Origin of the sequence: Leclercia sp. J807 (assembly GCF_009734465.1) — a bacterium.
GTDB lineage: Bacteria > Pseudomonadota > Gammaproteobacteria > Enterobacterales > Enterobacteriaceae > Enterobacter.
Genome location: NZ_CP046446.1, coordinates 896852 through 920622, shown reverse-complemented (window position 1 = coordinate 920622; position 23771 = coordinate 896852). Strand labels below are relative to the sequence as shown.

The 23771-nt window shown below is 49.6% G+C and carries 22 protein-coding genes, 1 tRNA gene and 3 pseudogenes; 17 read left to right on the top strand and 9 right to left on the bottom strand.

The window, feature by feature from the left end; genetic code table 11:
* Positions 1–4: 4 nt before the first annotated feature.
* Entirely contained in the window at positions 5–916 is a 912-nt protein-coding gene (locus GNG26_RS04270) for an XdhC family protein (RefSeq protein WP_156237881.1), read from the top strand.
* 131 nt (positions 917–1047) lie between these two features.
* Here the strand turns inward: GNG26_RS04270 and GNG26_RS04265 are convergent, their stop codons facing one another.
* Positions 1048–2100 (bottom strand): LacI family DNA-binding transcriptional regulator, encoded by a 1053-nt coding sequence (locus tag GNG26_RS04265; RefSeq protein ID WP_114387831.1) that lies wholly within the window; start codon positions 2098–2100, stop codon positions 1048–1050.
* A 222-nt stretch (positions 2101–2322) separates the two neighbouring features.
* Here GNG26_RS04265 and GNG26_RS04260 point away from each other — a divergent pair, with 222 nt between their 5' ends.
* The 3 genes and pseudogenes from GNG26_RS04260 to GNG26_RS04250 all read left to right on the top strand — a co-directional run.
* A complete protein-coding gene (locus GNG26_RS04260; RefSeq protein ID WP_114387832.1) occupies positions 2323–2763 on the top strand; it encodes a PTS sugar transporter subunit IIA in 441 nt (146 codons plus the stop codon).
* 10 nt (positions 2764–2773) lie between these two features.
* The gene (locus tag GNG26_RS04255; protein ID WP_156237880.1) at positions 2774–3040 is read left to right on the top strand and encodes a PTS sugar transporter subunit IIB; all 267 of its coding nucleotides are present in this window, start codon (positions 2774–2776) and stop codon (positions 3038–3040) included.
* 31 nt (positions 3041–3071) lie between these two features.
* Positions 3072–3275, top strand: a pseudogene (locus GNG26_RS04250) (PTS transporter subunit IIC); the annotation flags it as partial.
* Between the two features lie 106 nt (positions 3276–3381).
* Here the strand turns inward: GNG26_RS04250 and GNG26_RS04245 are convergent.
* Both GNG26_RS04245 and GNG26_RS04240 read right to left on the bottom strand, forming a co-directional pair.
* On the bottom strand, positions 3382–4344 hold the full coding sequence (locus GNG26_RS04245) for a YhfZ family protein (protein WP_156237879.1): 963 nt from the start codon (positions 4342–4344) through the stop codon (positions 3382–3384).
* Between the two features lie 14 nt (positions 4345–4358).
* Positions 4359–5210: a class I fructose-bisphosphate aldolase gene (locus GNG26_RS04240; RefSeq protein ID WP_156237878.1), complete on the bottom strand. Its 852-nt coding sequence runs from the start codon at positions 5208–5210 to the stop codon at positions 4359–4361.
* A gap of 167 nt (positions 5211–5377) precedes the next feature.
* On the opposite strand from GNG26_RS04240, the gene GNG26_RS04235 reads away from it, so the two are divergent.
* The 6 genes from GNG26_RS04235 (at position 5378) to GNG26_RS04210 (ending at position 12465) form a co-directional block, all read left to right on the top strand.
* The gene (locus GNG26_RS04235; RefSeq protein ID WP_156237877.1) at positions 5378–6775 is read left to right on the top strand and encodes an FAD-binding oxidoreductase; all 1398 of its coding nucleotides are present in this window, start codon (positions 5378–5380) and stop codon (positions 6773–6775) included.
* A gap of 23 nt (positions 6776–6798) precedes the next feature.
* Positions 6799–8142 carry an L-fuculokinase gene (locus GNG26_RS04230; protein ID WP_156237876.1) on the top strand — a complete coding sequence of 448 codons (1344 nt, stop codon included), beginning with the start codon at positions 6799–6801 and terminating at the stop codon, positions 8140–8142.
* Positions 8139–9104, top strand: a complete 966-nt coding sequence (locus tag GNG26_RS04225) for a 1-phosphofructokinase family hexose kinase (RefSeq protein ID WP_156237875.1) — start codon at positions 8139–8141, stop codon at positions 9102–9104. Before GNG26_RS04230 ends, GNG26_RS04225 begins: the two co-directional genes overlap by 4 nt.
* On the top strand, positions 9059–10501 hold the full coding sequence (locus tag GNG26_RS04220; RefSeq protein WP_255473391.1) for a sugar porter family MFS transporter: 1443 nt from the start codon (positions 9059–9061) through the stop codon (positions 10499–10501). Before GNG26_RS04225 ends, GNG26_RS04220 begins: the two co-directional genes overlap by 46 nt.
* 72 nt (positions 10502–10573) lie before the next feature.
* Positions 10574–11089, top strand: coding sequence for a D-ribose pyranase (gene rbsD / locus GNG26_RS04215; protein ID WP_156237873.1), 516 nt, complete (start codon positions 10574–10576; stop codon positions 11087–11089).
* The gene (locus GNG26_RS04210; RefSeq protein ID WP_156237872.1) at positions 11086–12465 is read left to right on the top strand and encodes a sugar porter family MFS transporter; all 1380 of its coding nucleotides are present in this window, start codon (positions 11086–11088) and stop codon (positions 12463–12465) included. The genes rbsD and GNG26_RS04210 overlap by 4 nt, the downstream gene beginning before the upstream one ends.
* Positions 12466–12543: 78 nt before the next feature.
* Here the strand turns inward: GNG26_RS04210 and GNG26_RS22470 are convergent.
* Positions 12544–12783: pseudogene (locus GNG26_RS22470) on the bottom strand (hypothetical protein); the annotation flags it as partial.
* Between the two features lie 726 nt (positions 12784–13509).
* On the opposite strand from GNG26_RS22470, the gene GNG26_RS04205 reads away from it, so the two are divergent.
* A complete protein-coding gene (locus GNG26_RS04205) occupies positions 13510–14094 on the top strand; it encodes an NAD(P)H-dependent oxidoreductase (RefSeq protein ID WP_156237871.1) in 585 nt (194 codons plus the stop codon).
* Positions 14095–14121: 27 nt separating this feature from the next.
* Here the strand turns inward: GNG26_RS04205 and GNG26_RS22600 are convergent, their stop codons facing one another.
* Positions 14122–14319 (bottom strand): DUF3950 domain-containing protein, encoded by a 198-nt coding sequence (locus tag GNG26_RS22600; RefSeq protein ID WP_231604218.1) that lies wholly within the window; start codon positions 14317–14319, stop codon positions 14122–14124.
* Between the two features lie 58 nt (positions 14320–14377).
* On the bottom strand, positions 14378–15295 hold the full coding sequence (gene aaeR, locus GNG26_RS04200; protein ID WP_156237870.1) for an HTH-type transcriptional activator AaeR: 918 nt from the start codon (positions 15293–15295) through the stop codon (positions 14378–14380).
* 270 nt (positions 15296–15565) lie between these two features.
* Here aaeR and GNG26_RS22785 point away from each other — a divergent pair, with 270 nt between their 5' ends.
* From GNG26_RS22785 to zwf, 6 genes are all read left to right on the top strand, one after another.
* Complete coding sequence (locus GNG26_RS22785) at positions 15566–15757, top strand: DUF1656 domain-containing protein (protein ID WP_156237869.1); 192 nt, start codon at positions 15566–15568, stop codon at positions 15755–15757.
* Positions 15758–15769: 12 nt separating this feature from the next.
* Positions 15770–16702 (top strand): p-hydroxybenzoic acid efflux pump subunit AaeA, encoded by a 933-nt coding sequence (gene aaeA, locus GNG26_RS04190; protein WP_156237868.1) that lies wholly within the window; start codon positions 15770–15772, stop codon positions 16700–16702.
* 8 nt (positions 16703–16710) lie between these two features.
* Positions 16711–18666, top strand: coding sequence for a p-hydroxybenzoic acid efflux pump subunit AaeB (gene aaeB / locus GNG26_RS04185; RefSeq protein ID WP_156237867.1), 1956 nt, complete (start codon positions 16711–16713; stop codon positions 18664–18666).
* Between the two features lie 202 nt (positions 18667–18868).
* On the top strand, positions 18869–19285 hold the full coding sequence (locus GNG26_RS04180; RefSeq protein ID WP_231604216.1) for a DoxX family protein: 417 nt from the start codon (positions 18869–18871) through the stop codon (positions 19283–19285).
* Positions 19282–19914: a TetR/AcrR family transcriptional regulator gene (locus GNG26_RS04175; RefSeq protein WP_156237866.1), complete on the top strand. Its 633-nt coding sequence runs from the start codon at positions 19282–19284 to the stop codon at positions 19912–19914. The genes GNG26_RS04180 and GNG26_RS04175 overlap by 4 nt, the downstream gene beginning before the upstream one ends.
* Positions 19915–20029: 115 nt before the next feature.
* Complete coding sequence (zwf, locus tag GNG26_RS04170; protein ID WP_156237865.1) at positions 20030–21505, top strand: glucose-6-phosphate dehydrogenase; 1476 nt, start codon at positions 20030–20032, stop codon at positions 21503–21505.
* 141 nt (positions 21506–21646) lie between these two features.
* On the opposite strand, the pseudogene GNG26_RS04165 reads toward zwf, so the two are convergent.
* The 3 genes and pseudogenes from GNG26_RS04165 to GNG26_RS04155 all read right to left on the bottom strand — a co-directional run.
* A pseudogene (locus GNG26_RS04165) lies at positions 21647–21985 on the bottom strand (integrase core domain-containing protein); the annotation flags it as partial.
* 128 nt (positions 21986–22113) lie between these two features.
* Positions 22114–23310: an integrase arm-type DNA-binding domain-containing protein gene (locus GNG26_RS04160; protein ID WP_156237864.1), complete on the bottom strand. Its 1197-nt coding sequence runs from the start codon at positions 23308–23310 to the stop codon at positions 22114–22116.
* Positions 23311–23473: 163 nt separating this feature from the next.
* Positions 23474–23549: transfer RNA gene (locus GNG26_RS04155), tRNA-Thr, on the bottom strand.
* Positions 23550–23771: the final 222 nt, after the last annotated feature.

Here is a 23771-nt window from a genome sequence, read left to right as displayed (position 1 = left end):
GAGCATGCTGCAAGGCGCTGCGCTGAGTGAACAGATTATCCCCGAGCAGGCTTTTGCTACCGACGACAGCGTGGCGGTGCTGCGCTTCGCGGCAGAGGCATTTACGGCAGGCATGGCGGTAGCGCTGGTGACCCTGGTGGAGATCCGCGGCGGGGCCGCCAGGCCGCTGGGGGCGCAGATGGCCGTTCGCGAGGACGGGCTCTATTGCGGCTATGTCTCCGGCGGCTGCGTGGAGGCCGCTGCCGCGTACGAGGCGCTGGAGACCCTCGCCTGCGGCACAGACCGTCAGGTGAAGTATGGCGAGGGATCGCCGTGGTTCGATATTGTCCTCCCCTGCGGCGGCGGGATTACGCTGAACATCCATAAAGTGCGCACGGTACAGCCGCTGCTGGCGGTGCTGAACAGCCTCGCCCAGCGCAAACCGGTGGGACTGCGTTATCACTCCTCTTCCCAATCCTTGCAGTCGGCGCCCTGGACACCCAGGACAGGCTGGAAGAACGATCGCTTCGAGCAGGGCTATCGTCCCTGCCCGCGGCTACTGATCTATGGCGGGTCGGTGGAGGCGCAGGCCACAGCCAATGTGGCGCAGGCGGCAGGATACGAGGTGCATTGTAATCTCCCCACGGTTGAGCTGATGGATGCGGACACGGCGGTGATTTTGCTCTGGCACGATCAGCACAAGGAGCTGCCGGTGTTACAGGCTGCGCTGGAAGCGGCGCCGTTTTATATCGGTGCCCTCGGCAGCCAGCGCACCCACCAGCGGCGGGTGGACAAACTGCGTGAGCTGGGCTGGAAGGATGCGGATATCGCGCGGATTAAGGCCCCGATTGGGATCTTCCCCCAGGCCCGGGATGCCAACACGCTGGCGCTGTCGGTGGTAGCGGACGTAGCGGCGGTAAGGGCCCACGCAGGTTGATCCTCTACGGGCATCTGGCGTCAGATGCTGCTGGCGTGTAAGCCTGGCAATGTTCGTGAGTGGCGAGTAAGCATGGCGGGAATGTCAGTGACCCTGCCGTATGCGGCGGCATAATCAATACTGTGCCGACCCTAATGCTTTCTGGTGCTGGCGCGAACTTGTAACGTTGAGGGTAATTCAATGACTTTATCTGTCGATTTATCCGCCAGCAGATCAAGCAGCGTTTTTCCTGCGACCGTTCCCGTCTCACTCCAGGGGAATTCGACCGCCGTCAGCGCTGGGGAGCAAACTGCCGCAAGGGTTCCTCCACTCAAACTTGCCAGTGCCAGTGCGTCGGGCACTTTTTGCCCCGCACCGTTGCAGGCCATAATGCAGCCGCAGGCAATTTCATCAGAGGTGCAAATCAGCGCATCCAGCTCTGGCCAGGTAATACGAATATCGCCCAGCAGGTTTAAACCGGTCGTAATACCTGCGGGCAGATGAGAGGTCACCACGCGATGGGGAGAGTGGTTAACGGAGAGCATGGCGCTGTTCCAGCCGCTCAGTACCTGGCGAAACATAATGTTATTAGACGCCGTGCAAAGCAGGCCGATATTTTTATATCCGCCCTGGACAAGCGATGTGACCAACTTTTTGATGGCGGCAGCGTAGTCAACGCCAATACTGACCCAGCCTGCATCGCGATTGATAGCGCCAATCTCAACCACCGGTACCCCGGTGTTACTGATCATTTGCGAACAACTGCTGATGTTATCAATGTTGAACTGAACAATCGCCGCCGGGTTGTAGGCGAGCATTTGCGCAAAAGCGCGCTCTTCGCTCTGCCCTCCCTGACCGGACTCAATAAACATCATGCTGTAGCCCTGAGTCGCAAGCACGGTCTGCAGGGTTTCGGAGACGGCAAGAAAGCCCGGAGAAGAAAATGTGGGCACCACGCCCATCACCAGGCTGGAGTCAGCAGAGGCGAGGCTACGTGCCTGAAGATTGGGTACATAGCCCAGCTCACTCACTGCCGCTTCGATGCGGTTACGTAGTTCAGGATTCACTTTTTCAGGCATACGTAACGCGCGCGACACGGTCATCGTGCTAACGCCGACCAGTTTTGCAACTTCAGCGAGCGTAATTTTACCGGTATTTTTCCTGCGTTTTTCTCTCGCGCTATCGTCCGCTTCTAACGTCTGCACTGATCTCCTCCTTTCGCCTGACTGGGCAACCATTGTAAATGATGTTTAGCGTTTTTCGCATTGCCCAACTGCAAAGTAATTACAAGTATCGATAATAAAGTTAGCGGTAACAAGGATTTTAACATTATTGCCGTGTTAGCGCTAACTTTGCGATACAGATCACGGTAAGCCGCGAATTCATTCCACTATAGTAAGTTCACTTTCAACGCTATCGGGGTATTTATGATTACGACCTGGCTACCTGCAGAAAATATCCAGATTGTGGATTCAGTCAGCGACTGGAAACAGGCCATTAGGTTATCGGCTCAGCCCTTATTAGCGAAAGAGACGATTACTGAAGAGTATATTGAAGCCATTTTTAACAGCCATCAGGAGCTGGGTCCTTATTATGTATTAGCTCCCGGCCTGGCGATGCCACATGCTCGCCCGGAGCAAGGGGCAATTAAAAACGGGCTGTCGCTTTTACATATTAAACAAGGGGTTTCTTTTAACGCCGAAGAAAATGACCCTATTTACGTTGTGATTATGTTGTGCGCGCTTTCAGGAGATGAGCATATCAATATGATTACTGCCCTGGCGGAGATTTTTAGCGATGATGAACGACTCTCAGCACTGCTGAAAGCATCAACAATGGAAACAATTCAAACTGTTATCAACGGATAAAGAGGTGAAGATGAAAAAGGTTCTGATTGTTTGCGGTAACGGTTTAGGCAGCAGTTTTATCGTCGAAATGAACGTAAAAAAAATAATTAAAGAGCTGAATAAAGAAGCAGAGGTTTCTCATACCGACCTGACTTCGGCAAAAAGTGAAATTGCCGATATTATTCTTAGCGCCAGGGATATTGCCGAACATCTTTCCAGCCATTCTGCCCAGGTCTTTGGCTTATCTAACCTGCTGGATAACAATAAAATCAAAGAAATTCTTTCCGAAAATCTCTGATTAATTATTTGCGGCCTTACGGAGTTATTCTATGCTGCAGTTTATTATTCATGATGTGTTGGGCACACCAGCAATACTGGTCGGTCTGTTTTCCCTGATCGGCTTATTATTGCAGAAAAAAGCGTTTTCCGATGTTATTTCCGGAACCCTCAAAACCATTATGGGTTTTGTGATATTAACATCCGGGGCGGCGATTATCGCCACGACATTAACGACCTTTAGCCATATGCTGGAAGAGATAATACTACGAGCATCCACCTTATCGTTGTATCCATAAACCTGAGTTTTAAGCAGGACGAATTTCACCCGGCAAAAACAGGTAGCTACAAAGCCTTAGGGCATTATCGAAAACGCAAGATATCAGGAAGCCGGCCTAAACTCGCTTCAGAGACATTTAACGGCAGTACGGCCTGCTTTTTGATTTCCTGAAAATCAATTTGTCGCAGAAGCTGCGCAACTGTCGAGGAGGCACGCACCACCAGAACCGCAGTGGAAATAGTTTCCGCCATGCTGAGCGCAGCAGGCTTATCCAGTGGCCTGACAGTCAGGCCAATTTTGTCCAGGGGGATAAGAGAAGGTTCCTGATGCCAGACGCCAGTGTCAATCTCGCCCAGAAATACCGCGCGGGGCAAAAGGGTGAAATCCACCTCGACATAATCATACTGCGCTTCAGGAAACTGAGCATGGGTCAGCCTTTGATGATCGCTGGAATGAAAGTCAATACCGACGCGCGGGCGCGTTGTGGCGGCTCCTTCTGATTTTTCAACCACTACAAGGCTGCCAGGCCGGTAATAGCTGCCATTACCCACTTCAAAGAGCTCAAACCCCTCTTCAGCGGCGTTTGCCATCAGCACCTGCGCTGATCCTGACGATAAAAGAACAATATCAGCCTCATCTTCATCAAAGGCCTGCAGACGCGAACGCGCACCGCGCAGATAACCAACGGTGGTTACTGCCCCCCAGTGACCACACTGCTCAACCAGCGCGGAAGCCACCTGCGTTGCCTCAAGGGAGCCTCTGGGGGGTAATAACATATGAACCGGGGGGATACGCGCGGCGCTCCATAGCAGGGGAAAGTTCCAGGAGACCACAAAAGTCCCCTGGTGACCGCGGGAAACAAGCTTCACTGCGCCGGATTTTTTTAACTCCTGTAGCGCCTTCTGTACCGTACCGGAGCCAATCTCCAGTACCTCCTGAAACCAGGAGGTAGTGGGAAGACGCCCGGATAAACCGAGCGAGATAATCGTACGGGCAATAAATGCTACCGGAGAGAGTTGCTTCACATCACGCGCAATAACCGTCATTGTTTCCGCCGATCTTACTGTTCCAGAAACCGCAACGCCTGTTCGACGCTTTGTTCCTCATGCACGACGGCATTGAGCGCGCGAAGCACGTCGGCTGGCTGCTGCGCCCTGAAAATACGTCGACCAAACATTACTCCTTTGGCGCCTGCACGCATGGCGTCAGCCGCCAGTTGCAGCGTGGAGCGTGGATCTTCGCCACCGGCGCCGCCCGCAAGCAGCACTGGAGTATAACAGGTGCTTGTTACCGCAGCAAAATCATCCACCGAGCCGGGCCACAGCGCTTTTACCAGGTCCGCACCGATATCCGCCGCTATACGGCAGTACATACTCATCACCTTCGCACTGAGCGCGTCAGGATCAATGCCTTCCAGCGCGGACCGCGGCTCAATAATTACCGCAATACCGTGGCGTTCGCATTCACGCACGATGCGCGTATTGCGAATAATTTCCGCCTGTTCAAGGGCCGTATCTTTCTGGCCAAGATACATATAGGTCATGACCGCATCGATACCACAGGCGGCAACATCGCCGATCTCAGCCAGCTGCGCCAGAACCCCTTCGCTCCTGCCGTCTTTCCCCGGCGTATAGATGGAGCGCGCATGGTTTTTCCAGTCAAGGTGCAGTACAAAACCGGGGCGGTCGCGGCCAATGAACGTCTTCTCCACCAGCGGGATCATCCCTGGGGAGACCATGACCCCGTCAGCCCCGCGCAGCTGCGCAAACACGCTTTCGATTTCACCGCGTGTTTTTAGCCCTGATGGCGGGCCAGCCATAACGCCGTGGGAGGCGGCCACCACCACCGCGCGCCCCGTTTCCGGGCGTAAAATGCGTCCTAAGCGTACTGCTTTACCGGTTCGACTATCCATCTAGATCTCCTTCACAAAGTTGAGAAAAAGCGAAAAATGCAATTTGCAGCTTTCTGCAAATTGATCGTATATTAGTCGCAAATCCGCTGTCAATGAATTAAACCCTGGGCATTTGACCTTCGTCACGGCACCAGGATATCCCTTAAATTGTCAATGCAGGAGTTTGTATGTCTGACATTTCTCATCTCATCACCGCCCTGAAAACTGCTGTACCTGAAGCGCAGATTCTGACCGACCGCGATACACTGCAGGCGTCCAGCCATGATACCTGGCCCCTGTCCACCAAACTCAGGCGCTTAGGATGCCATGATTATCAGGCCGATGTTGTGGTAAAAGTCACTGACGAGCAGCAGATCCAGCAGGTACTGGCGCTGGCGACGGCACATGACACGCCGGTCACGCCACGGGCGCTGGCCTCCTCCGTGACGGGGCAGCCGCTACCGACGCGTGGTGGGATCGTACTGGATTTAACCGGCATGACGCATCACCGGGATATCAATACCACGAACCTGACCGTGGAAGTGTCCGCAGGCTATAACGGCGGTCAGCTGGAAGATGAACTGCAGCAGATGGGATGGACGCTCGGCCATTCGCCGCAGTCGTTATACCAGTCCAGCGTTGGCGGCTGGCTTTCTACCCTTGCGACCGGTCAATTTTCCTCTTATTACGGCGGTATTGAGGATCTGATTACCGCCTATACGGTCATCCTCGCCACGGGTGAAAAGATACGCCTTAAGGCTTCCCCGCGCGCCGCCATGGGCCCCGATCTCCGCCAGCTTTTCATCGGCGCGGAAGGTACGCTGGGTATCGTCACCTCGGTACAGTTAAAAATGTTCCCCCTGCCGCAAACGCGACTTTTCGATTCACTTGAGCTCCCCTCCGTCGAAGCGGGCCTGACCATTATGCGCGAACAGGCGATGGCCGGGCTTCGTCCCTTCCTGCTGCGTCTGTATGATACAAACGAAGCCCGCCACGCCATGCAAAATCCGCAGCAGGATAAACCGGTAATGTTCCTAGGCACCCAGGGCGTTGAGACTGTTGCCCGCGCAGAAATGGACGCCTTTATGGCGATTGTCCACCGTCACGGAGGCAAATCCATTGGCAGCGAAGGGGTACTGAAATGGATGGATCGCCGTTTTGACTTTTCCACCGTCGAGAACCTGCTTGACTCCACCGGCGGCTTTGCCGAAACCATCGAAATTGCGCACACCTGGGACGGCATCGCCAGCCTTTATCACGACCTGAATAAAATGCTGACGCCGCTGGCGGGAGAGGTCTTGTCGCATTTCTCCCACGTCTATCCCCAGGGCACCTCCATGTACATGATCCTGCTCGGGCGGGAAGAGTCCGATGCCGCAGCAGTGGAGAAATTACGTACCATCTGGCGCGAAACCATGCGCGTCTGCCTGGAACACAATGCGGAACTGTCGCACCATCATGGCGGCGGACTGGTTCGCTCGCCGTATGCCCGCGAATCGCTGGGATCGGCGCATCTGCTGCTGCGCCGATTAAAACAGGCGCTCGATCCGAACGGCGTTCTTAATCCAGGCAAACTGGGGTTATAAACTGATAATTGAGGGTAATCACTATGTGGTTTCTCGGTATAGATATCGGCACCACGCATATAAAAATCATCGGCATCAGCGAGGAAGGAACGTTTTTGCCGGTGAAAAAATGCCGCACGCCGGTGATGCAGCATGACGGACTGACATTTCACGATGCATCCGTGTTCTGGCAGAGTCTGAGTGCACTTATCGAAAATTACTCGCGCGAAGAAGCACGACACTGCGGCCCCCTGGCCGCAGTGTCGGTGGGCACGTTCGGCCAGGAGGAGTCCGTCGCGGTAAACTCCAGTGGGGAAATTATCTATCCTTCCCTGGCGTGGTGGGAAAATTACCCCGTCGCGGCGCTGGACACAGACCTCCATCAGTGGCTGGACAGCCATGAGCATTACGCCATTTCAGGTATGCGGTCGCGGCCTAATCAGAGCCCCACTCGTCTGAACTGGATACGTACACACCACCCGGATATCTGGCGGCAGATCGATCGCTGGGTGGATTTCGGCAGCTACGTTATGTGGCAACTGACCGGCGAATGGCGCGCGGCAACCTCGCAGATCACCCATTCACAATGCTTCGATCTTAAAAGCATGCGGCCTCACCAGCCAACGTTAGAGCGGCTGGGTTTCCCTGCAACGCTTTTCCCGCAGCTGGCGGACACTGGCGAATGCTGCGGGGAGATCCGCCCGGAATCGCTACCGGGCGTGGCACTCTGCCAGGGCGCCAGCGTCTTTGTGGGCGGACACGATCAGATCGTCGGCGCCTGGGCGGTGCAAAATCACCAGCCGACCAACGTATTCGACTCGATAGGTACGTCCGAATATCTCATGGTATTAACGCCGCATTTCCCCGATACGGCCGCCGCATGGCGACTCGGCGTGGATATCGAACGCACATGGAAAGCCGGAGAGTTTGTCATGGGCTGCGCCACCCCTTCCGGCAAAATTATCCAGACGCTTGCGGAACTGCTTTATCAGGGGAATTACGATCAGCTGTTTCAGGATCTTCTTGCCGAAGCGGTTCCGACAGCCGTCTCGGTTTCTGTTAACGAGGATGAAACACAGGGGCTGTTTTCCCTGACGCAACTGCATGCCGGCGTCCGGTCAGCCGACATAGTGCAGGCCACGCTGAACCATATCGCCGATCGCGCGTTTCGTCTGCTGACTCATATGGGAGAAATTGGCGGGATACGCCCGCAGGATGCGGTGCTGATGGGATCTTTGTTCCAACGCCAGGAGATGCTGCAGCACCGTAAACAGCGCTGGAACATGCCACTTTTTGTCAGTCAACTGGCTGAGCCTGTCGCAACGGGCGCCGCCATGATCGCCCGTGAAAGCTGGCTGATTGCAACCCATCAGGAGGGTCAACTATGAACGTCATCATCGCCTCACTTAATACGGCTATTGAACGGCTGCTGCTGGTGGATAAACAGCAGCCCGGCGAGGTTCACCGTCTGCTGGATGATAAAACGCTGGCGGGGGGAAAAGGGGTCAATGTCGCGCGCGTTATGCGCCAGTTGGGTACTCTTCTGCCGGACGCGCCGACGCCGCGGCTGCTGGGGTTTCTCGGCGGCGCAACGGGGCGGCTGTGCCGCGAACTGCTGGCGGAAGAGGCGCTGGAAGGATGCTGGTGTGACATCGCGGGCAGCACGCGTATTTGTGAAGTCGTCACCGAGGTACAAGCGCCGGAAAGAGCAAGCGTCTATAACGCCGTCGGCCCGGCCATCACCCCGGACGAGCACCAGGCGCTGCACCGCATGCTGGAAAAGGAGTTGCCTCATGCCAGCGCGCTTGTCTGTACCGGTTCACTGGCCAAAAACCTGCTGCCGGACGAGTACGGTCACTGGATAACCCTCGCCCGCGCCGCTGGCGTGCTGTCGTTGCTTGACACCCACGGCACGGCGCTGTTGCAGTCTGCCGGTTCACTGCCGGATATCATCAAAATCAACCGCGATGAACTGCGTCAGGCCAGTGCGGCCTCCTCCCGGGCTTTGCCGCAGGCGTGGCTGGACCAGGGCGTGCGCTGCGTGATTATCACCGATGGTCATCGCCCTACCCTTGCGCTGACGCCTGACGGTGATTATGAGGTCTCCTCTCCGGAAGTGACGACTGTCAGCTCCGTCGGCTCAGGGGATGCCTATTGCGCCGGTCTGGTCACCAGCCTTCTGGCCCGTCCGCAGGCCCGATGGACAGAACATCTCACGCTGGCTGCAGCCTGTGGCGCAGCCAATGCCGCCAGCCCGACGGCCGGCCTCGCCGCCGGTCTGAATTTGACCGAATTACAACAACGTTGCGCGGTACGCGCTGTTTCGACGTCGCCACGCTCACCCGCCTGATAACGGAGAGTATTATGGTTAGTCATTCACAAGTCACAGCCAGAAACACCTGGATGCGTAATGTTCTGTTAATCGCAGTCGTTACCGCCGTCGGGGGCTTTCTGTTTGGTTTTGATAACGGCAGCATTTCAGGTTCGGTAGGGTTTTTACAGAGTAAATTTGAACTGGATGCAGATGGTATCGGCTGGGTTACATCGTCCATCATTGTCGGCTGTATTATCGGTGTGGCGCTGGCTGGCCCACTTTCTGATGCAATAGGAAGAAAAAAGGTCCTGCTGCTGACCGCGCTGATTTTTATCTTTGGCGTGCTGGGCGAGGCGCTCGCTACCTCGCCGGAGATGCTGGTCTGGTTTCGCATCATCGTGGGCATAGGTATTGGGGTAGAGACGACCATCGCCCCGCTCTATATTGCCGAGGTTTCACCAGCGCATATTCGTGGACGGCTGGTCTCGCTGAACCAGCTTTTTAACTGCATTGGCAACCTGGCGATATTTTCCGTTTCCGCCATTATCGCCAGTTACGCCAGTGAAATGTGGAATATCGAATATGGCTGGCGGGTGATTTTCGCAAGCGGCATTTTGCCTGCCATTCTTTTTCTGATGCTGCTGGTCTGGGTACCAGAAAGCCCGCGCTGGCTGGTGCGCAAGGGGCGCACAGAACAGGGTCTTGATATTCTGCGTAAAATAAATCCTGACGAAGCGACAGCCAGAGAACAACTTGAAGCGATTAAACATACCCTGCAAAATGAAGGTACCTCCCGACTGCGCGAACTTTTTTCCCCTCGCCTGCGCCGGGCGCTGATTATCGGTTTCTGCGTTGCTCTCTTCCAGCAAATTACCGGTATTAACGCCATTTTTTACTACGCGCCGGAAATATTTAAAACGGCAGGCATGGATATCAGCGGCGCAATGTCGTTTACCGTTCTTATCGGTATGACGCTGGTGATCGCAACGCTGGTCTCCATGTGGATCATTGATAAAGTCGGACGGCGTTCGTTGCTTATTTTTGGTTCGGCAGGAATGGCCCTCACCCTTAGCTGTACGGGGATGCTTTTTCGCGCTAGTGAACCTCAGACGACGCTGTTACTGATTTGCATCCTGGCCTATGTCGCTATCTTCGCCGTCTCTTATGGCACCGTAGCCTACGTCATTATTTCCGAGATCTTCCCTATTCACGTGCGCGGTATTGCGGTCTCGATTGCAACCTTTGCCCTCTGGGGCGGTAACTTTTTTGTTTCCCGCTTCTTTCCGGTACTGGTGGAAAATATTAGCGCAGCGAACACCTTTTTTATTTTCGCTGGCATCTCAATCATTGCTTTTATTTTCGTTGTGGCAATGGTACCGGAAACGAAAGGAAAAACGCTGGAGGAGATTGAAGCGGAGCTGCATGCTAAATAAGGCGGCCCTAACTAGCGTAGTACCATTTTTAATTATTCCTCTGTTAACAAAATAATATAACCGGAGAACATAATGAGACCTGGTAAAATCCTACATCCGCAGGTTGCCGAAGCCTTAGCCAGTTTAGGGCATGGCGATATTATTTTAGTCACTGATGCCGGCGCACCTATTCCTCCCGGCATAAAAAGAATCGACCTGGCGTTTTGTGCGGGCAGCGTCGATCTAATTGAAATCTTGCGCGTACTAAGAAGCGAAATTTTTATTGAAAACGTTATCTTTGCTGAGGAAGTACCGGAGAATAATCCTAACCTCTTACAGCGCGTAACTGACATATTTACCGGTTCCGGCGCTGACTTTTTGCTCATACCACATCAGAAGCTTGTGGCAGAAATCTACCACAGCGCCAGGGTGATTATTCGCTCCGGTTCGTTAATGCCGTGGGGGAATTTTGCACTGGTTGCCAGTACCGATCCTGATGCATGGTTCGACGATTCCATGAAAATTATTCCTGAATACGTTGAACGCTCAGCGAAGATAAAAAATGGAGCCATACCTGTCATTAAAAAATACTCAACGGTGACAAAATGAATACAACGTATAGCATGAGTTATAAGTTGTCGCTCATAGCGTCAGTCGCGGGTTTATTATATGGCTTTGATTCAGCGGTCATTGCGGGTGCAATAACGCATCTGAGCCACTATTTTTCTCTCGACGCGATGGGCACCGGCTGGGCCGTGTCATCGGTGGTGCTGGGCTTTATGATTGGCGCCTTTAGCGGCCAGTTTATCACCAACGCTCTGGGCAGAAAAAAAGCGCTAATCCTTACCGGCGTACTGGTGTTTCTCGCCGGGATCTTCACCGCCTTCCCTTACAATTTTACGATGTTTATCTTTTTCCGGATCGTCGGCGGTATTGGCGTAGGGCTGGGTTCAGCGACGGCACCTGTTTATATTGGTGAAATTGCCGCACAAAAAATTCGTGGCAAGACGCTGGGCTTTTACCAGATGATGATCGCTTTTGGCATCCTTTTGGTTTATATGGTGAACGCCCTGGTCGCCAGCTGGGGCAGCGATCCGCAATGGGCCACACAATATGCCTGGCGCTATATGCTGGGCGCCATGTCGGTGCCCGGCTGCCTGTTTATGATTCTGGCCTTCTGGTTACCCGAATCACCACGCTGGTTAATAAAAAATCATCGTGAAGCGCAGGCTGGCGACATTATGAAAACCCTGTATGGCCAGAATTTTGACAGCCAGACGGCCATTCAGGAGATAAAAAGAACCTTTCATCAACACGCCGATCTCGCCCCTCGCGAAAGTATTTTGTCAAAGAAATACAGGCGAGTATCGCTGACCATACTGGCAATGGCATTGCTGGCAAATTTATGCGGTATCAATGCCGTTTTATATTACGGTAACGTGCTGTTGGAAAATATCGGCATCGCCAGCGAAAAAACGGCCTATTACCAACAGGTCATCATCGGTATTGCCTTCTTTGCCGCTGCAGTCTGGGCCGTTTATCGGGTCGAAAAGTATGGTCGTCGTAAGCTGCTCATTGTGGGATCGTTAATGTGCTTTCTTTCGATCACGTTGCTGGGAATATTAATCTGGATGGGGGTGACCAGCATATTTATGCTGGTCATCATGATCGTTTATATCCTGTTCTTCGGTGGCACCATTGGCCCCATTTTATGGATTATTATTCCCGAACTGGCCCCCAACATGATTCGCGATAAGCTGATGTCGTGGGCCACGCTGCTTATCTGGACCGGCAGTTTTATTGTCTCGCAAACCTTTCCCATGTTGACGCATAGCGAAACGCTGAACAGGTTATTTAACGGCAGCTTCCCGTTCTTTTTGTATGGCCTGTGCTGCTTTTTGTGGTTTTTGCTGAATCTCTTTTGCGTCGCAGAGACAAAAGACAAATCACTGGAACAAATCAGCGCTGAGATGAGTAAAGCCTGACGCACATTCTGGCGGGCTACCGGTCGGTAGTACCGCTAGAGTCTCTGTTATGCTCCGTCTGGTTCTGTATGCCCATCCTTAACAAGCCCGGAAAGCGGCGAGGCTTTCTTCAACATACAGCCAGGCGATACCCATAATTTGCTGCTGACGCGTTAACTGGCCAAACTCAATCCGTGTTGCGTTCTTTTTGATAGTATCAGCCGGATCAAACGGATTTCCCGTCACGTGGCGTGTAATCATTTCAAGCCACTGCTTACCAAACTGACAACTCGTGCCATACAACCAAATTTGGTTAATATTTAAAACATTTAGAAAATTAGTTCCTCCTCACCCGCACGGTACCGGCGGCAATGGCATTGCACTCTTATCTAATGGAAAAAACCTCTGGGTGGCCGAATCTCTGCTGGCGTTTTACATCGACTAATTATTCAAGATGTCCCCATATTCATCCATTAGGTCAAAATGTCGCCTATAAATTCAATGGTATTACAGCAGATTCAATGAAAGATAATAATACGAAAATCGTTATATTTTATTGCACGGTCAAGGCCTCTTGATTGTATTTAACAAAATGCGATAACAATTATTCAGATTATTCTTCCTGAAAGAGTTGATGGGCATAACATTCGATCAACTGATCTTGCCTTTAGAACCGATACGCTAGACGCTTAAATTGCCTTCTGTAATGATGAACAGTTAAAAACTGGTGGGGTTGTATTTAACGCTGAAGGTTTCTCAAAATTATCAGATGATTACTGGATAAAAAAACTCCCCATACTGGATGGCTGTTACATAGCTAGACAAACCGCGCCTTCTCCAGACCTGGCTTCTACAAGCATAACGGCCCAATGAAATCATACGGCAGGTATCTATGTTCCGAATGCAGCATGAAATGCGAATGCCTTTCGCCTCCCCAATTAATATACTGAGCAGTATGTTAATTTTAAACTATACCCCGTGTAATCATGTTAGGCCCTGATTTTTTTTACTTAACTGTAAGAATTATCATCTGTATTAAAACTTAAACCGGAAAGGAAGGCCCTTATGAGCAATATACTTATTATCAATGGTGCAAAAAGCTTTAAATTTGCTAAAGGCGAACTCAACGAACTCTATGTTCATACAGCCAAAGAAACCTTGATTGATATGGGATATAACGTCACCATTACCCATGCTGACAGCGACTATGATGTTGAAAGTGAAGTAAAAAAAATCCTGGATAATGATATTTTGATTTATCAGATGCCTGGCTGGTGGATGGGCGAACCATGGACGGTAAAAAAATGGATGGATGAAGTATTCACTGCAGGTCAGGGTGTTCTGTATGAAAATGATGGGCGCACCCGTACCGACCCTACGAAAAAGTATGGTTCGGGCGGTCTGCTGCATAGCAAAAAATATATGCTTTCGTTAACCTGGAATGCCCCTGAAGAAGCATTTACAGAACCTGACCAGTTTTTCGAAGGATATGGTGTTGATGGCGTCTATTTACATTTCCACAAGGCAAATCAGTTTTTAGGAATGAAACCTTTGCCAACCTTCATCTCTAACGATGTAGTAAAGGCATCAAACGTGGCTTCAGAAGTAGAACGTTTCCGTGCACTTCTCTACTTAATTAAGGCAGGCTAACCCCCGGATTATCATCAAAGCCCTTCCTTAGGGCTTTTCTCTTACGAGGCGTTGCTCGCAAGCTTCCTTAACCCAGGCACTAAACTCACCAAACCCAGCAACCGCATTAATTTCTTTGAGCAACTCCTTTTCGAACCTTATATTTTTCCTGACACTACCGGAGCGGGTGCTTGTATTTTTTTTACTTATTGATTCTGGATCTCTAAAAATATTTTTTTTCCGCATTAGCCTGTCTCTCATTTTTAAATCTTTGGGGGCCAGGATTAATTATTCCGTACAATATTCATCCCGATATAAGATCTCTACATTTTACTTCCGATTCACTAAAGTGATTAGACAAATAATCAATATATGATTTCACCTTTACGGGGAGTTTATCCCTCGCAGAATGAAGCGCGTAAACTGGTCTGGATTCAGAATTATAATCCTGGAAAAGTAACTCTATTTTTCCGTCAATGACATCCTGCATCACCCAAAGTAATGGCAGGTATGCAATGCCATTTCCTATCTTTAACCAGTTTACGAGTACTATAGAGTCATTTGTCGATAAGCGACCTTTTGGAGAAAGAGTGATGCTGCTTCCATCGGACGAAGCAAGGCTAACTATATTATCAGGCTGTATAGAGTATTCCAGCCACTCAAATCTTCCAATATCAGATGGATGTGAAGGTCTACCGTTTTCTTTCAAATAACTACTGGCAGCACATACCACCATTGACATAGTTCCAATTCTTCTACTGTAAAGGCCTGAATCAGCAAGTTCACCAAACCGGATGATAAGATCAAGTCCATGCGAAACGAGATCAGGCGCAGGTGATCCTGTTGTCAGATTCAGGCTCAACCCTGGGAATTCCTTGATAAAATCAGTGCTAACTTGCGTTAATACATACTGAGCCATTGTTGAGGAGCAACCAACACGCAAGATCCCTACAGGATTGTTATGAAATGCAAACATATCCTCCTGCGCCTGCCTAGCTTCGTCGAGCGTCCGCCTACATCCCTGATAAAAAACCCTGCCAGCCTCGGTTAAAGACAGCTTTCTTGTTGTCCTATTGAGGAGTTTGACCTGCAGATCATCTTCTAATCTGGCCATGATAACGCTAACAGAAGAAACACTCAGTGCAATCTGGCGTGCAGCTTCTGTGAACGAACCGGATTCCACTACCTTAACAAAAATAGCCATGCTGCGCAGCCTTTCCATTATTTATCCTGAGTAAAAAGTCTATTTGTTAACTTTCAATTAATATCTGTGTTTGTACAGACTATTATACCTAAGTCGGCGTCATGCCCAGTTTTTATTTATATTTTACATAGTACCAGGACCCTGATTTCGTTGGCTACAAGCAAGTATAAGACGAATTTTACTCTGAATCTGTAACAGTCAGCATCTTATCTGGTTCAATCCCCATCTTCACCGCGCAGGCACAGACACATTGTTCTGGGCTGATTTTTTTGTTAAGGAAATTAAATAATGCTTTACCCTATCGTCGTCGGTGGCCTTTCCTTTCCACCACTGGTAACCACAGTTGTTTGTTCATTATTGCTGTGGTTTAGCCTTAAAAAAATCATTACTTTTTATGCCTTACATAGATATGTCGCATTCCCAATGGCACTGGATACATCATTGTTTTTCTTAATTTATTTCTTTTTTTCTGTTATGTAATTTGAGGTTGAGGTGAAGTCTCTACAACAAAAAATTCTGCGACTTGTTTTAACGGTTACGCTCGTATTAGCGGCTGCAGTCTCTGTCTATAAAGTCTGGGAATTTTATACAAAATCACCGTGGACCCGGGACGCACGTTTTTCCGCTGACATCGTCGCCATTTCTCCTGACGTTAATGGCCTGATTACAGACGTTTTCGTGCATGACAATCAGTTGGTCCATAAGGGAGATCCACTTTATGCCGTTGATAACCACCGCTATAAGCAGGCAGTTAAACAGGCAAAAGCGGAGGCTGCCTACTACGCAGCCATTACTGCAGAAAAAAGACGGGAAGCAGCCCGTAGAACCAAACTTGGCGGAACTGCACTATCTCATGAAATGGTGGAACAGGCGCTGAATGACTCCCTGACCAGTGAACATCAGTTGGCAAAATCTCTTGCAGCACAATATCTCGCTGAAATCGACCTTGAAAGGACCGTGATTAGAGCGCCAGCAGACGGTTGGATAACAAACCTTAGGGTTTATAAAGGGGAGTTTATCAACCGGGGTTCAGTGAGCGTTGCTCTTGTGAAACAGCAATCATTTTACGTCATTGCTTATCTTGAAGAAACGAAGTTCCAAGGCATCAAACCCGGCATGCAGGCTTTGATTACGCCTCTTGGTAGCGAGCACAGCCTTTACGGAGAAGTTGAAAGCTTCGCTGCCGGCGTATCAAATTTGAATCATCTCGCAGATATAAAAGGGATCGCTGCCGTTGATTCTAATCTCGAATGGGTCCGACTAGCGCAACGTATTCCTGTCAGAATTCGGCTCAACGAGGAACCAGGCAATCAGTATCCTGCAGGTACCACTGCCACGGTCGTCTTCAATCAAGGTGATCAAATTATAGCTAACCAGAGTATTTCTCTGACTGCATTTTTTAAGCGCCTGCGTGAGTTTGGCTGAGAGATGAAATGATCGAATTTATCAGATTTCCATTGAAGCTAACCTTTGCCCTGCTTTCCGCGATGATCATAGGTTTTACTCTTAATCTGGAGATGCCGCGATGGGCGATTATGACTGCAGGCATCGTGGCGGGGGGGACTGCGTTTGCCGCCGGGGGTGATCCTTTTTCAGGAGCTCTACGCTATAGAGGAATTTTACGTATTATCGGGACATTTTTTGGTAGTGCGGCTGCCCTGTTTCTCATTATGACCACCGTACAAGCTCCGGTCCTGTTAATGCTATTAGCCTGTACCTGGGCTGGTTTTTGTGTGTGGCTGTCATCGCTTGCGAAAATCGAAAATGCCAGTGCGATGGCTACGGCAAGTTATACTGCCCTTACCGTAATCGTGACCATAGAAGCCAGCGGCCACCTGACACTGGCACCGGTCTATGCCATCGAGCGATGTAGTGAAATAGTTCTGGGTATCCTCTGTACCATCCTGGCCGATTTTATTTTTTCACCACGGTCCATCAAGAAAACCATAGAACATGAGGTCGAATCGCTTCTTGTTTTACAGTATAAACTGCTCAGGCTTTGTATTGCTCAGACAACACGTGAGGAAGTTGACAACGTGTGGAAGGAGCTTGTTCGTCGTTCCAGTACCTTAAGAAGCATGACCGACCAGCTAAAAGTTGAATCTTCTCGTTGGAATAATGCCTGTATCCGACTTGTTGCGATCCATGACCGGTCTTTAGCTATGATTACGCATGCGATGGAGATATTTCTGAGTTTGCGTGATACACCAGACAATATCCCGCCGCAATATCATTTATTGCTGGAGAAAGAAGCAGATAACATCCATGAAGTACATAATCGCATGAAAATGATGCGCTATGTGCTCACGGCAGATGCTCGCCAAAGCAAATCTGACGCATTAGTTCGGTGGGTGGGAGCAGCGACGGAATATTTGCTTATGCTGAAGGGCGTGAAAACAAATGTGCGAATCACATCTATTGAGAAGAGCATTCTTCAGCAGGAATCACGAATAGCAGTACGATCGGCAGAAACGCATCATGCGATGATCAATGGAATACGAACCTTTGTCGCCACAAGTGTTGCAGCAATGTTTTGGCTTTATACCGGCTGGACTTCAGGAAGTAGTTGTATGATCCTACTGGGTGTAGTTACAGCCCTTGCAATGCGGTCACCTAATCCTCTTGCCGTCGCGAAAGATTTTGTTTACGGCATGATTGTCGCTGCACCGGTTTCCTACTTCCTTTATGTGTTTATCCTCCCTGCGACTCAGCAAAGTATGCTGTTGCTGTGCATAACGGTTGGCAGCGTAGCATTAGTGTGTGGATTCCTACTGCAGAAACGCCAGCTCGGTACAATGGGGGCATTTGCTGGCATCCTGAATGCGGTGACCATTGAAAACCCCATGGTGTTTCATTTCACCACTTTCCTTGATAATGTGCTGGGACAAATAATCGGCAGCTGTCTTGCTATGGCGGTTATCCTGCTTATCCCGGACAAATCCAAAGCCCGAACAGGCAGAAAAATTATGAACAGATTGATGTTTTCGACAATCTCTGCCGTAACCGCGGAAAAAAAACACAGCCATAAAAATCATCTTCCGGCACTGTATCAGCAGCTTTTCATGCTGCTTAACCTGTTTCCTGGCGACATAAACAAATACCGTATTGCTCTGATGCTTATTATCAGTCATCAGAAATTCAGGAAAAGTGCCATTTCACATAGCCTTGAGCTTTATGATCGACGCAAAAAAATTCGCACAGCTGCTACAAAGCTAGTTTCTTCCGGTAAGGATTATAACAGGTTAAAGCACTTCAAGGCTCTTCGCGAAGAACTAAAGCTCTACCTTATGGCGGAGGCAGTGCAGCCCCAGGATAATCAATTCAGGGCGAATCTGGGCAGATTAATTAGTCATCTTGAAAAGTATGAGGAAACATTTGTCCGGATATAGATAGTGATGAAAAGAAAGTGTATAGGCGTCTTATCGCGAAACAAAAGATGATAATTTTTATCACCCTTGAATGCAGCACATGACAGCCGAGGTTCAGCTGTTCCGCCTTATCCCAATCAGGCGTACCGGACATAATAGCCATATTCAAATCATGGCATTTATCGTGAGGCACGCCTGGTTCTGATTTAATATACTCAATGGTATGTTAAATCATATTGGTATTGAAATGACTGTTTTTCTAAGAAGTGCCGCTGCTTTAATCATTGCACGCATTGTCCTGACCAGCTTTTTTTGGATGGCTGGCTTGTTCGGCCTGTTTAACTTCGGTGAAATTGCCCAGGAAATGGCCGGAGTAGGTCTTCCCTTGCCAGCTTTTTTTGCCATTCTCACGATACTTTGTCAGCTCGCCGCCCCCGCTGTCATCATACTCAATCCAAAAGGTTACGGATGGCTGGGGGCTGGCGCCTTAATCATCTTCACTCTGTTAACTATTCCATTGGGTCATGCCTTCTGGCGCTTTGAAGAACCAATGCGGACAGCAGAATTTCATATTTTTCTTGAGCATATCAGTCTGACAGGCGGAATGATGATGGCAGCAATACTGGCGGTGCGTAAATGACAGAAAACGCTCGCACCCGGGGACGTCCAAAAGATTTAACTAAAAAAATTTCTATTCTGGATACTGCTCGCGAACTGTTTTTGGCACAGGGTCCTGATGTGACCACTGAGGATATTGCATCGAAAGCTGGTGTAGCAAAAGCGACCATCTACGCCTACTTTGCCGATAAAGAAAACCTTCTTGAGGCCGTAATACGCCGTGAATCAGACCTTACCATAAGCGACAAACAGTTTGAGCAAAGTCAGGACATGCCTGTTAAGGCAGTCCTTAAATCGTATGGTATGCGCTACGTTAGCTTTATTCACAGAAGAGAAATTCTGGGCTGGGATCGACTGATTGCAGCCGCCGCTGTTAGTTCGCCAAATCTACCTGAACGCTTTTTTACTGCTGGTCCTGGCAGAGGACAAAGCATGTTGATTTCACTCATCGAGCAGGCAATTACAAGGAAAGAACTGAAACAGTGCGATCCATCAATAGCCGCTGATGATCTGGCCGGCTTATGGCTCGGTTTTACGAACCTTGAGGTAAAACTTGGCGTCAGACCTGAACTCACCGCATCAGAAATTGAAAACAGAGTCGAGCACGGTATCAAGGTGTTCATGACCTTTTATGCCAGATCAGACATATGAATGATACATGCCCATGGGTTAACTACTCATCATCGGGGCAGTTGTTGTGAGCGTAAAGGATTGTTTTATTGCGCAGCGGTTTCATCACGCTTTGCAAAATTTTAGAGGTATTTATATGGCTAAGGAACAAACAACGAATCCATGCGACCTGGTGATATTCGGCGCAAAGGGCGATCTGGCACGACGCAAATTACTACCTTCCTTGTATCAACTGGAAAAAGCGGGCCTGCTCCATAATGACACATGTATCATTGGCGTTGGACGTGCGGACTGGGACAAGACACAGTTTCTCAGAGTAGTTGAAGATTCTCTGAATACTTTTATGCCCGATAAAGTTGATCCGGGGGTCTGGGGTAAACTGAGTAACCGTATTGATTTTTGCAATCTTGATGTTAATGAAACAACACAATTTTCACGTCTTGGTCGAATGCTCGATCAGGCAAAAAGAACGACTATTAATTACTTTGCAATGCCACCGTCAACCTTTAGTGCAATTTCACGTGGTTTAGGTTGCGCTGGTCTTAACAAACTGCCCGCACGCGTTGTTATTGAGAAACCGTTGGGTGATTCATTGGCTGCGTTTAGAAAGATAGACGACGCGGTAAAACAGTATTTCGATGAAACTCAAATATTCCGTATCGACCACTACCTTGGAAAAGAAACAGTACTTAACCTTCTGGCTCTGCGTTTTGCTAATTCACTCTTCATAAATAATTGGGACAACCGCTCTATCGACCATGTCCAGATTACTGTCGCAGAGGAAGTAGGCATAGAGGGTCGATGGGGTTACTTTGACAAAGCTGGCCAGCTACGGGATATGGTACAAAGCCATCTTTTGCAGATTCTGGCCATGATAACAATGTCTGCTCCAGCCAATCTGAATGCAGACTCTATACGTAACGAGAAAGTTAAAATCCTACGGTCCCTTAGACGCATTGACCATACAAATGCTCGCGAAATGACCGTTCGGGGCCAGTATAAAGCTGGATTTGTTCAGGGCCAAAAAGTACCCGCGTATCTGGGGGAAGCAGGCGCGAATCAAAAAAGCAGCACAGAAACGTTTGTTGCCTTACGTGTCGATATCGATAACTGGCGATGGGCTGGTGTGCCATTTTATCTCCGTACCGGAAAACGATTGCCTACAAAATGCACGGAAGTGGTTATATATTTCAAAAAACCTGCCATCAATTTGTTCCAGAATTCATATCAGGATCTTCCACCAAATAAACTCACTATACGACTACAGCCGGATGAGGGAGTGGATATTGAGATCCTCAATAAAACACCCGGCCTCGATCACAAACATCAACTTCAGCAAACCAAACTCGACCTGAATTACTCCGAACAATTCCATCAGACTCACATTGCTGATGCCTATGAAAGGCTCCTGCTCGAGACGATGCGTGGTATACAGGCTCTCTTCCTTCGCCGTGATGAAGTTGAGGCTGCCTGGGAGTGGATAGATTCAATAACAGAGGCATGGAAACGTGACGGTGATTCGCCGAGATTATATCAGGCGGGTACATGGGGACCTTTGTCTTCGGAAGCATTGATTTCTCGTGCTGGCCACACATGGAATGAGTCCAAATAAACGTGGCTTATGGAAAGGTAATGCGCGGTTTGATAATTTAACATGTTTACTTTAAGCAGCCTGATACGTACCAGGCTGCTCATAGGATTACCGGTCTGTTAAACCCGTGGCGTGACCTGCCCCCAGTATTCGATACAACCGTCAATTAGTAATGTCGGTTTGTTTACCTACTAATTTTCCATTTCTCCAGTTCGCTGCAAATTCAGCCGGCGTCTGGTAATTCAGTAATGAATGAGGCCTGGACTCGTTATAATCCTGCCGCCAGTTATTGATCGTTTTCCTGGCATGAACAATATCGCTGAACCAGTGCTCGTTCAGGCACTCATCTCTGAATCGTCCGTTAAAACTATCAATAAATCCGTTCTGAGTCGGCTTGCCCGGCTGGATGAGATGCAGTTCCACTCCATGCTCAAAGGCCCATTGATCCAGTGCCCGGCAGGTGAATACCGGTCCCTGATCGGTTCTTATCGTAGCCGGATAATCAACGGGGAGCAGCTCACAAGGTATTAATCCAGCCCTAAGCAAAAAATAAATGTCCTAGAATTGAACTCCGCCATTAAGGCGGAGTTCAATTTGAGTTTTTATCGTACCCCTCTAAAAAATCACTGTCATGAGGCAAGTATGAGTCCACCCTTTCCTAACTGACTGAGATGATCCGCATACCACTGCATCATCTCCCTACGCCCTTCAAGGTACTGAGCATGGTTGTACGTTCCACGCATCGTATTCTTATCAACGTGAGCCAGCTGGGTTTCAATCCACGCCGTATTGAACCCTTCCTCATGCAAAATCGTACTCATCGTGTGGCGGAAACCATGCCCCGTTACCTTCCCCGTATATCCAATCCGCTTGAACACCTGATTTATACTCGCTTCGCTCATCGTTTTGCGGGGATCATTCCTCCCTGGAAACATCAGAGGATGTTGCCCAGACATCACTTTAAGCTGCTGTATGATCTTTAGTGCTTGGGTAGATAGGGGGACAAGGTGAGGCCGTTTCATCTTCATTCGGTCGGCAGGAATTTCCCATACCGCTTTCTCAAGATCAAACTCACTCCAGAAAGCACCTCGAAGCTCGCCGGTGCGAACTCCCGTAAGGATCAGCAGACGTGCTGCAAGAACAACTAACGGGCTTCCTGTGTAGCCTGCGAGAGCTTTAAAGAAGTCTGGTAACTCCTCAACAGTAAGGAAGGGATAATGCTTCGATTCATGCCCTGACATCGCACTGGTTAGATCCGCTGCAGGATTGTATTCCGCACGACCGGTAACGATGGCGTAACGAAAGACTTCACTGCAGCGCTGGCGAACCTTTTTGGCCTTCTCTGTCGCGCCACGGTTCTCCATTCGACGCAACACATTCAGCAGAACTAGCGGTTTGATTTCATTCACCGGCTGCTGGCCGATATAGGGGAAAATATCTTTATTGAAAGCTTCGATAATATCGGAGGCATAACCTTCTGACCACCGGCTCACCTTCGTTCCGTGCCATTCAAGCGCCACAGCCTGAAACGTGTTGTTAAGTTGCACATCGCGAACCAGCTTTTCTTCTTTCTTAGCGAAAGACGGATCGATGCCCTCAGCCAGCTTTTTCTTGGCTTCATCACGTAGTGCCCTCGCTTGTGCAAGGGACACTGCTGGATAGACACCAAAAGCCATACGCTTCTCTTTTCCATTGAAGCGATACTTCATCCGCCAGTATCTGGAACCAGAGGGAACAACCTCAAGATACAAACCTGCACCATCTGCCAGCTTGTAGGCCTTCTCTCTGGGTTTAGCGGCGTCTACCTGTCGTGCATTTAGCTTCATTGGGGGCATCTCCTTGGACCGAACACAGAATGCCCCCACTTGTGCCCCCAACTATAACTTGATTCCGGTTGAGTCCAGTTGATAATAGGAGATAAAATACGGGCCAGAAACCGCAGTATACGGGCTTTAAGTTGATTTCGGTAGACTTGAGAAGAGTTTAAAATGGTGCCGATAATAGGAGTCGAACCTACGACCTTCGCATTACGAATGCGCTGCTCTACCAACTGAGCTATATCGGCTTTCAGGAGAGGTACTGCGGTGTAAAAGGGTAAGAAAAAGAGCCCACCTCGTCAACCCCTCCTCTTTTAGTCGTTGATTTTTACACCAACCCGCGCAAAAACCATTCAATTTAAAGGGCCATTTTCGCCTTTCTTCACATTTTGCGGCTATTTGCCCCCATCGGGAATGCCATCTTTCCCCGTTTCCCTTCAGAATCGGCTATCTTGAGTTTTACATTTTGA